This is a genomic window from Actinomadura montaniterrae (assembly GCF_008923365.1).
GTDB classification, from domain to species: Bacteria; Actinomycetota; Actinomycetes; order Streptosporangiales; family Streptosporangiaceae; genus Spirillospora; species Spirillospora montaniterrae.
The window spans coordinates 23,143-31,193 of sequence record NZ_WBMR01000108.1; the positions used below are offsets into that span (position 1 = coordinate 23,143).

Here is an 8,051-nt window from a genome sequence, read left to right on the forward strand (position 1 = left end):
GGCGAACGTCACACGTAGCGTTCGAGGATCGACGACTCGGCGAGCCGCGACAGCCCCTCGCGGACGCTGCGGGCCCGGGACTCGCCGACCCCGCCGACCGCCTGCAGGTCGTCGATGCTCGCGGCGAGGAGCTTCTGCAGCCCGCCGAAATGCTCGACGAGGCGCTCGACGACCATGCTCGGCAGCCGCGGCACCTTCGCCAGCAGCCGGAACCCCTTCGGGCTGACCGGCAGGTCGAGGGCGTCGGGCCCGGCGAACCCCATCACCTCCGCGACCGTGGACAGGTCGAGCAGCTCGTTGGCCGACAGCGTGTCCAGCGCGGACAGGATCGCGTTGACGCCGCGGGCGCGCGTGTCGTCCGACGGGTAGTCGCGGACGATCAGCTCCCGGTCCACGTCGACGCCGGAGACCAGCTCGTCCAGCTGCAGGGACAGCAGCCGGCCGTCGGTGCCGAGCTCGACGACGTAGCCCTCGATCTCGTCGGCGATCCGGCGGACCATCTCCAGCCGCTGCACGACCGCGCTGACGTCGCGGACGGTGACGAGGTCCTCGATCTCCAGCGCGGACAGCGTGCCGGACACCTCGTCGAGCCGCAGCTTGTAGCGCTCGAGCGTCGCGAGGGCCTGGTTGGCCTTCGACAGGATCGCCGCGGAGTCCTCCAGGACGTAGCGGATGCCGTCCAGGTACAGCGCGATGATCCGCATCGACTGGCTCACCGAGATGACCGGGTGGGGCGTCTGGCGGGCGACGCGCTCGGCGGTGCGGTGCCGGGTGCCCGACTCCTCGGTGGGGATGGTGGAGTCCGGCACGAGGTGGACGGCGGCCCGCACGATGCGGTGGTGGTCGTTGTCCAGCACGATCGCGCCGTCCATCTTGGCCAGCTCGCGCAGCCGGGTCGCGGAGAACTCCACGTCGAGTTCGAAGCCGCCCGAGCAGAGGTCCTCGACGGCCTGGTCGTAGCCGAGCACGATCAGGCCGCCGGTGTGCCCTCGCAGGATCCGCTCCAGGCCGTCGCGTATCTGCGTGCCCGGGGCCACCGCGGCGAGCGTGGCGCGGCGTCGTTCGTCATGAGCCTTGTCGTGTTCTGGCACCTGGCCCCCGGAGGTCGCTGGACGGCGTCAGTTTACCGAGGAGGGCGGTGACCCGGTTCCTCCCCTGGTCGCATCCGTCTGACGCGTGCCGTAATACTCTCGCGCTACCCGCGTCATGGCGCGGTAAAGGCGACCTGGAGGGCCTGCTGCAGGCTGTCGACCTCCATCACCTTCATGCCCTCGTAGCTGGTGAGCTGCGGGTCGGCGCGCTTGAGCGGCGACCCGTCGGCGAGCTCCAGGGACCCGCGCGGGACGACGGCGTGCTTGAACCCGAGCCGGGCGGCCTCGGCGAGCCGCCGCTGCACGCCCGGCACCACCCGGACCTCCCCGGCGAGGCCGACCTCGCCGAGCGCGATCAGGCTGCCCGACAGCGCCTGCTCGACGGTGGACCCGGCGACGGCGAGGCCGAGCGCGAGGTCGACGGAGGTCTCGGCGAGCCGGACGCCGCCGACGGTCGAGACGTACACGTCCTGCTCGTGCATGGAGATCTTGCAGCGCTGGGCGAGGACGGCCAGCACCATCGCGACGCGGGAGGTGTCGAGGCCGGACGTGGCGCGCCGCGGCGCGGGCAGGTGCGACTTGGCGACGAGCGCCTGCACCTCCGCGACGAGCGGCCGGCGGCCCTCCAGCGTGACGGTGACGCAGGTGCCGGGGACGGGCTCCTCGCGGCGGGTGAGGAACAGCCCGCTCGGGTCGGGCAGCCCGACGATCCCGACCTCGGACAGGTCGAAGCAGCCGAGCTCGTCGGTCGGGCCGTAGCGGTTCTTCACGGCGCGGATCATCCGGAGCCGGGAGTGCCGGTCGCCCTCGAAGTACAGGACGACGTCGACGAGGTGCTCCAGCAGCCGGGGGCCCGCGATCGCGCCCTCCTTGGTGACGTGGCCGACCAGCACGACGGTGATGCCGCGCTCCTTGGCGACCCTGATCAGGTTGGCGGCGACCTCGCGGATCTGCGTGACGCCGCCGGGTGCGCCGTCGACCTCGGACGTCCCGATGGTCTGGATGGAGTCGACGACCAGCAGGGCGGGCTCGACGGCGTCGACGTGGCCGAGGACGGCGGACAGCTCCGTCTCGGCGGCGAGGTACAGCTCGTCGGTGACGGCGCCGACGCGGTCGGCGCGCAGCCGGACCTGCTCGGCCGACTCCTCGCCGGTGACGTACAGGACGCGCCTGGCGGGCGCGTTGCGGGGGATCTCCGGCGGCGTGGACGCCAGCGCCGCGACCTCCAGCAGCAGCGTCGACTTGCCGATGCCGGGCTCGCCCGCGAGCAGCAGCACGGCCCCGGGCACGATGCCGCCGCCGAGCACGCGGTCGAGCTCGTCCAGCCCGGTGGGCCTGGTCTGCGCGTTCTGGACGTCGACCTGCCCGATCGGCCGGGCGGGCGTGCTGACGGGCCCGGCGGTCACCACCCGCGCGGGGGTGGCGGAGGCCGCCTCGGTGACCGTGCCCCAGGTCTGGCACTCGCCGCAGCGCCCCACCCACTTCGAGGTCTGCCAGCCGCATTCCGAGCAGCGGTAGGCAGCCTTCGCCGTCTTCGCCTTCGCCATGGCCCGAGACTCTAGGGCCCGCCGCCGACAGAATCCGCCGGCGGACCTAGGCGGTCGCGGTCTTCCTCGCGCGCTCGATGAGGTCGCCGAGGTGGTCGGAGACGACGCTGGGGCGTTCCAGCATGGCCATGTGGCCGGCGGTGGGGACGACCTCCAGCCGCGCGGACGGCACGCAGCCGGCGATCTTGAGGCTGTGCTCGACGGGGGTGAGCATGTCGTTCTCGGCGCCGATGACCAGGGTGTCGGCGGCGGCGAGGGCGGCGCAGTCGCTGATCACCTCGGTGGTGACCATCGAGTGGAAGAAGTCGATGAGCGCGTCCATCCGGGTCTCGGTCATCATCTGCTCGGCGAACGCGACGGCGGCGGGGCTGGCGTCGGGGCCGTAGGCGACCAGGTCGAGGATCAGCGTGGAGCCGTCCCGGCCGAGGTGGCGGACCTTCTCGATGCCGGCGGAGCCGGCGCCGAGGGCGCGCAGGGCGCGCGGCAGGACGCGCTGCGTGGTGCGCGCGACGAGGGCCGGCATGCCGAGGGTGACCTCGCCGAGGCCGCCGGACGAGGTGCACAGCAGCCCGGTCGCGACGATCTTGTCGCCGACGAGGTCGGCGTGCGCGTCCGCGTACCGCATCGTGGTCATGCCGCCCATGGAGTGGCCGACGAGGACGACGGGCGTGCCGGCGGGGACGGTCGCGTCGATGACGGCGGCGAGGTCGCCCGCGAGGCGGTCGAGGCTGTAGCCGTCGCGGTCGCCGCCGTCGGAGCGGCCGTGGCCGCGCTGGTCCCAGAAGACGAGCCGGCCGAGGCCGCGCAGCGCCTTGCGCTGGAAGTGCCAGGAGTCCTGGGTGAGGGTCCAGCCGTGCGAGAACACGACGGCGAGGTCGGTGCGGTCCTCGCCGTCGACCTCGGCGTACAGCCGGGTGCCGTCGTCGGCGCGGACGGGGACGGGCCGGCCGCGCAGCGAGCCGAACGGCTCGCCGGCGTAGGGGTCGGGCCGCAGCTGGAGGCGGCGGACGGCGCGGCGCTGCAGGGCCAGTCCGGCTCCGGCGCCGGCTCCGGCGAGCGCGGCGGCGGCGATCACATTGCGGCTCGTCCTGGCGGCACGGCCCATGGCCGGTTCCTCCGTTCCTTCGGGGCGGACGCCGGCCGGGGGTCGGGGGCGGCGTCGCGGGCGCCTGGCGGCGCCGGGTTGGTACGGCGCCAATTGTTGTACGCGGGGTCCAAGAGTGGCCACAGCGGGACGCCGACTGTGACGGACTCGTCAGTAACCTCAGGCGCAACGCCACCACAGATTGACGGCGTAGTCCACTTCCAGGCCGGGATGCTCGCGCAGGAACTCGTCCGCGAGGTCGGCGGGGAACTCGATCCGCAGCACCGACGCGAAGTCCTCCCGGTTCTCGAACGACCACCGGATCGTCAGCGGCTCGCGGGTGAAGCCGCGCCGCGTCCAGAACCGCTCGACGGCCTCCGGGTCGTACTTCGGCAGCCCGCGCCGGAACCAGCGGCCGAACGTGGACCGCGTCGCGTCGTTGTCGATGACGAAGACCGCGCCGCCGCGCCGGACGACCCGGTCCAGCTCGGCGAGGCCCGGCTCGCAGCCCGGCCCGAAGAAGTACGCCCACCGGACGTGCACCACGTCCACCGACGCGTCCGGAAGCGGCAGCGCCTGCGCCGCGCCGACCCGCACGGTGACGTTGGGAAGATCGCGGACGCGGCGCGCCGCCGCCCCCGCGAGGCCCGCGTGCGGCTCGATCCCGATCACCCGGTTCGCCTCCGCGGCGAAATGGGGCAGGTGGAAGCCGGTGCCGCAGCCGAGGTCCAGCACGGTCGCGCCCGTCCACGGCCGGATCGCGCGCATCGCCGCGTCCAGCACCCCGTCCGGGTCGACCGCGCGGTTCTCCAGCTCGTAGACCTGCGGGGAATTCCAGATGTTCGGGCTCGGCACGGCGCCCGGCGCGATCTCGGCCACGGGACCAGAGCGTAGCCGCGCCCCGCCCGGCGCCTGCGGGGGCGGCGCGGATCACTCGGGGCGAGGGTTTCATCACCGGCGCGGGCGCATAGGCTTTCCTTTACGAACACTGCCTCTCACGGACCCAGCCGAGCGATCATTCCTGGCGAGGAAGCCTTGACCCCGCAGCACAACGGCGCCTACTCACCGGCCCTGCGCGTGCCGGACGCACCGATCACGCTGTCCACCGCGTCGGTCTATCCCGAGAAGGTGCCGAGCGCCTTCGAGATCGCCGCGCTGCTCGGCTACGACGGCATCGAGGTCATGGTGTCCACGGACGCGTCCTCGCAGGACCTCAACGTCCTGCGCCGCCTGTCCGACTACCACCAGGTCCCGATCAAGTCGATCCACGCGCCCTGCCTGCTGCTCACCCAGCGGGTCTGGGGCCGCGAGCCGTGGGGCAAGCTGGTCCGCTCCAAGGAGGTCGCCGAGGAGCTCGGCGCCGACGTCGTCGTCGTCCACCCGCCCTTCCGCTGGCAGCGCGACTACGCCAAGGAGTTCGTCGAGGGCCTCGCCCGCATGCAGGACGAGACGGACGTGCTGTTCGCGGTCGAGAACATGTTCCCGCTCAAGGCGCGCGGCGCCGAGGCCGGCATGTACCTGCCCGACTGGAACCCCGTCGACCAGGACTACCCGCACGTCACGCTGGACCTGTCGCACACCGCCGTGTCCGGCTCCGACGCCCTCGGCATGGCCGCGGGCCTCGGCGACCGGCTCCGCCACATCCACCTCGCCGACGGCGTCGGGATCACCAACAAGGACGAGCACCTCGTCCCGGGCCGCGGCAACCAGCCGTGCGGGCCGATGCTGGAGACCCTCGCCGAGTCGGGGTTCCGCGGGCACATCGTCCTGGAGGTCAACACGCGCCGCGCGTCCAGCCGCGCCGAGCGCATGGAGGACCTGGCCGAGGCGCTCGCGTTCGCGCGGCTGCACCTGGCCGCCGCCGACCACACCTGGCAGGTCACCTCGGGCGGGGAGGTCACCCGCCGGGGCGCCCGGTGACCGACGGCGCGCGCGCCGGGCGGACCGCGTCCGCGCGGGGCCGCCGCCCGGGGCCGACCGAGACGCGCGAGGCGATCCTCGCCGAGGCGCGCGAGATGTTCGCCGACAAGGGCTACGACGGGACGTCGCTGCGCGCGATCGCCCGCGCGGCCGGCGTCGACCCGGCGCTCGTCCACCACTTCTTCGGGACGAAGGAGGGCGTGTTCGTCGAGGCGATGCGGTTCCCGGTGGACCCGGCGGTCGTGCTGCCGCACCTGCTGTCGCAGCCGCACGAGCGGCTCGGCGAGTCGATCGTCCGGACGTTCCTTCAGGTCTGGGACGACCCGGACCGGCGCGCCCCCATCCTGGCGATGCTGCGCTCGGCGATGACCAACGAGCGGGCGGCGGCGATGATGCGCGAGTTCGTGACGTCCGCGCTGCTCGTCCGGGCGGAGGCGGCCGGCGCCGTCTCGCGGCTGAGCATCCAGGCGGCCGTCGGGCAGATGATCGGCGTGATGATCCTGCGGTACGTGCTGCTGGTAGAGCCGATGGCGTCGGCGAGCGAGGACGAGCTGGTCGCGCTCGTCGCGCCGACCCTCCAGCGCTACCTGGACTGACGGGCTGCGCGGCGCGGTCCGGCGCGAACGGACCTTCCCGGCCTCTTGACCGGGCCCCTGCGCGGACTTAAATTCATCACATGATGAGTTCTAGTCCCGCCGTCCAGGTGCGGGACCTGCGGGTGGTGCGCGGCGGGCGCGAGGTCCTGCACGGACTGAGCTTCGACGTCCCGCGCGGCCGCGTCCTCGGGCTGCTCGGCCCGAGCGGCTGCGGCAAGACCACCGTGATGCGGGCGCTCGTCGGCGTCCAGATCGTCGCGAGCGGGCGGGTCACCGTCCTCGGCGAGGACGCCGGATCGCCCGGCCTGCGCGACCGCGTCGGCTACGCGACCCAGGCCCCCGCCGTCTACGGGGACCTGACCGTCGCCGAGAACCTCCGCTACTTCGCCGCCGTGCTCGGCGCGCCGCGCGGCGACGTCGACCGCGTCATCGACGAGGTCGGCCTCGCCGGCAGCCGCGACCAGCCGGTCGGCACGCTGTCCGGCGGGCAGCACAGCCGCGCCAACCTCGCCGTCGCCCTCCTCGGCGCCCCCGAACTGCTCGTCCTCGACGAGCCCACCGTCGGCCTCGACCCCGTCCTGCGGCAGGAGCTGTGGACGCTGTTCCGCGCGCTCGCCGACCGGGGCGTCACCCTGATCGTGTCCAGCCACGTCATGGACGAGGCGGGCCGCACCGACCGGCTGCTGCTCATGCGCGAGGGCGGCATCCTCGCCGACGGCTCCCCGGCCGAGCTGCGCGAGCGCACCGGCACCGCCGACCTGGAGGAGGCCTTCCTCCGCCTGATCGCCGAGACCGGCGAGACCGCCGGGAGCCCCGCATGAACACCGCGATCACCCTCGCCACCACCCGCCGGATCCTCGCCCAGCTCCGGCACGACCGCCGCACCGTCGCGCTGCTGATCGTCGTGCCGAGCCTGCTGATGGTCCTGCTGCGGTACGTGTACCAGCAGCCGGCGATGTTCGACCGGCTCGGCCCGATGCTGCTCGGCCTGTTCCCGTTCGTCGTCATGTTCGTCGTGACGAGCGTCGCCACGCTCCGCGAACGCACCGGCGGCACCCTCGAACGGCTGATGAGCATGCCGCTCGGCAAGCTCGACCTGCTGGTCGGCTACGCGCTCGCGTTCGGGCTTGCCGCGCTGGTGCAGGTCGGCGTCGTGCTGCTGATCTCGCTGACCTGGCTCGGCCTGGACCTCACCGGCTCGCTCGGCTCGCTGGTCCTCGTCGCGGTGCTGGACGCGCTGCTCGGCATGGCCCTCGGGCTGTTCGCCAGCGCGTTCGCCCGCACCGAGTTCCAGGCCGTCCAGTTCATGCCGGCGCTCGTCCTGCCGCAGGCGCTGCTGTGCGGGTTGATCCTCCCGCGCGACCAGATGGCGGGCTGGCTCGAGGCGATCTCGCGGGTGCTGCCGCTGACCTACGCGGTGCAGGGCATGCAGGAGATCAGCACGCGGCCCCGCTTCACCGGCACCCTCGCGACCGACGTCGCGGTGATCGCCGCGTTCACCGTCGTCGCGCTCCTGCTCGGCGCCGCCACCCTGCGGAGACGGACGCCGTAGCCGGAAGGTTGACGCGGGGACCGGGACCGGACTCGATCGGACGGACGGGTGAAACGTGCCTGAACCGCACTGATCGGGCTGGTAGCTTCTGCGCCATGACCCCCCGAGACCTCCCCGGCCCGCCGCTGCCGCAGCGGCCCGACGGGGCCCTGCCGCCGCACGCGGGACGCCACGCGTCCGGAGCCCCCGACGCCCCGGCGGGCCCGGGCGCCCCGGCTGGTCCGGCCGCACCGGCTGGTCCGGGCACACCGTCCGGCGGCG

Annotated in this window: 8 protein-coding genes; 4 read left to right on the forward strand and 4 right to left on the reverse strand. The window is 73.5% G+C overall.

The features are described 5' to 3' along the window. Positions 1-8: 8 nt before the first annotated feature. The 4 genes from disA to F9B16_RS29935 all read right to left on the reverse strand — a co-directional run bounded on the left by disA (position 9) and on the right by F9B16_RS29935 (position 4,601). Positions 9-1,091 (reverse strand): DNA integrity scanning diadenylate cyclase DisA, encoded by a 1,083-nt coding sequence (gene disA, locus F9B16_RS29920; RefSeq protein WP_151543555.1) that lies wholly within the window; start codon positions 1,089-1,091, stop codon positions 9-11. 113 nt (positions 1,092-1,204) lie between these two features. Next, complete coding sequence (gene radA, locus F9B16_RS29925; RefSeq protein ID WP_151543556.1) at positions 1,205-2,638, reverse strand: DNA repair protein RadA; 1,434 nt, start codon at positions 2,636-2,638, stop codon at positions 1,205-1,207. Between the two features lie 46 nt (positions 2,639-2,684). Beyond that, positions 2,685-3,743, reverse strand: a complete 1,059-nt coding sequence (locus F9B16_RS29930) for an alpha/beta fold hydrolase (RefSeq protein ID WP_151543557.1) — start codon at positions 3,741-3,743, stop codon at positions 2,685-2,687. A gap of 159 nt (positions 3,744-3,902) precedes the next feature. Then, the gene (locus F9B16_RS29935; RefSeq protein ID WP_151543558.1) at positions 3,903-4,601 is read right to left on the reverse strand and encodes a class I SAM-dependent methyltransferase; all 699 of its coding nucleotides are present in this window, start codon (positions 4,599-4,601) and stop codon (positions 3,903-3,905) included. 156 nt (positions 4,602-4,757) lie between these two features. Between F9B16_RS29935 and F9B16_RS29940 the strand changes: the two genes are divergently transcribed. From F9B16_RS29940 to F9B16_RS29955, 4 genes are all read left to right on the forward strand, one after another. Continuing rightward, positions 4,758-5,642, forward strand: a complete 885-nt coding sequence (locus F9B16_RS29940) for a sugar phosphate isomerase/epimerase family protein (protein ID WP_151543559.1) — start codon at positions 4,758-4,760, stop codon at positions 5,640-5,642. Beyond that, positions 5,639-6,238 carry a TetR/AcrR family transcriptional regulator gene (locus F9B16_RS29945; RefSeq protein ID WP_225992056.1) on the forward strand — a complete coding sequence of 200 codons (600 nt, stop codon included), beginning with the start codon at positions 5,639-5,641 and terminating at the stop codon, positions 6,236-6,238. The genes F9B16_RS29940 and F9B16_RS29945 overlap by 4 nt, the downstream gene beginning before the upstream one ends. 80 nt (positions 6,239-6,318) lie before the next feature. Further along, positions 6,319-7,059, forward strand: a complete 741-nt coding sequence (locus tag F9B16_RS29950) for an ABC transporter ATP-binding protein (protein WP_225992057.1) — start codon at positions 6,319-6,321, stop codon at positions 7,057-7,059. Then, a complete protein-coding gene (locus F9B16_RS29955; protein WP_151543560.1) occupies positions 7,056-7,790 on the forward strand; it encodes an ABC transporter permease in 735 nt (244 codons plus the stop codon). Before F9B16_RS29950 ends, F9B16_RS29955 begins: the two co-directional genes overlap by 4 nt. Positions 7,791-8,051: the final 261 nt, after the last annotated feature.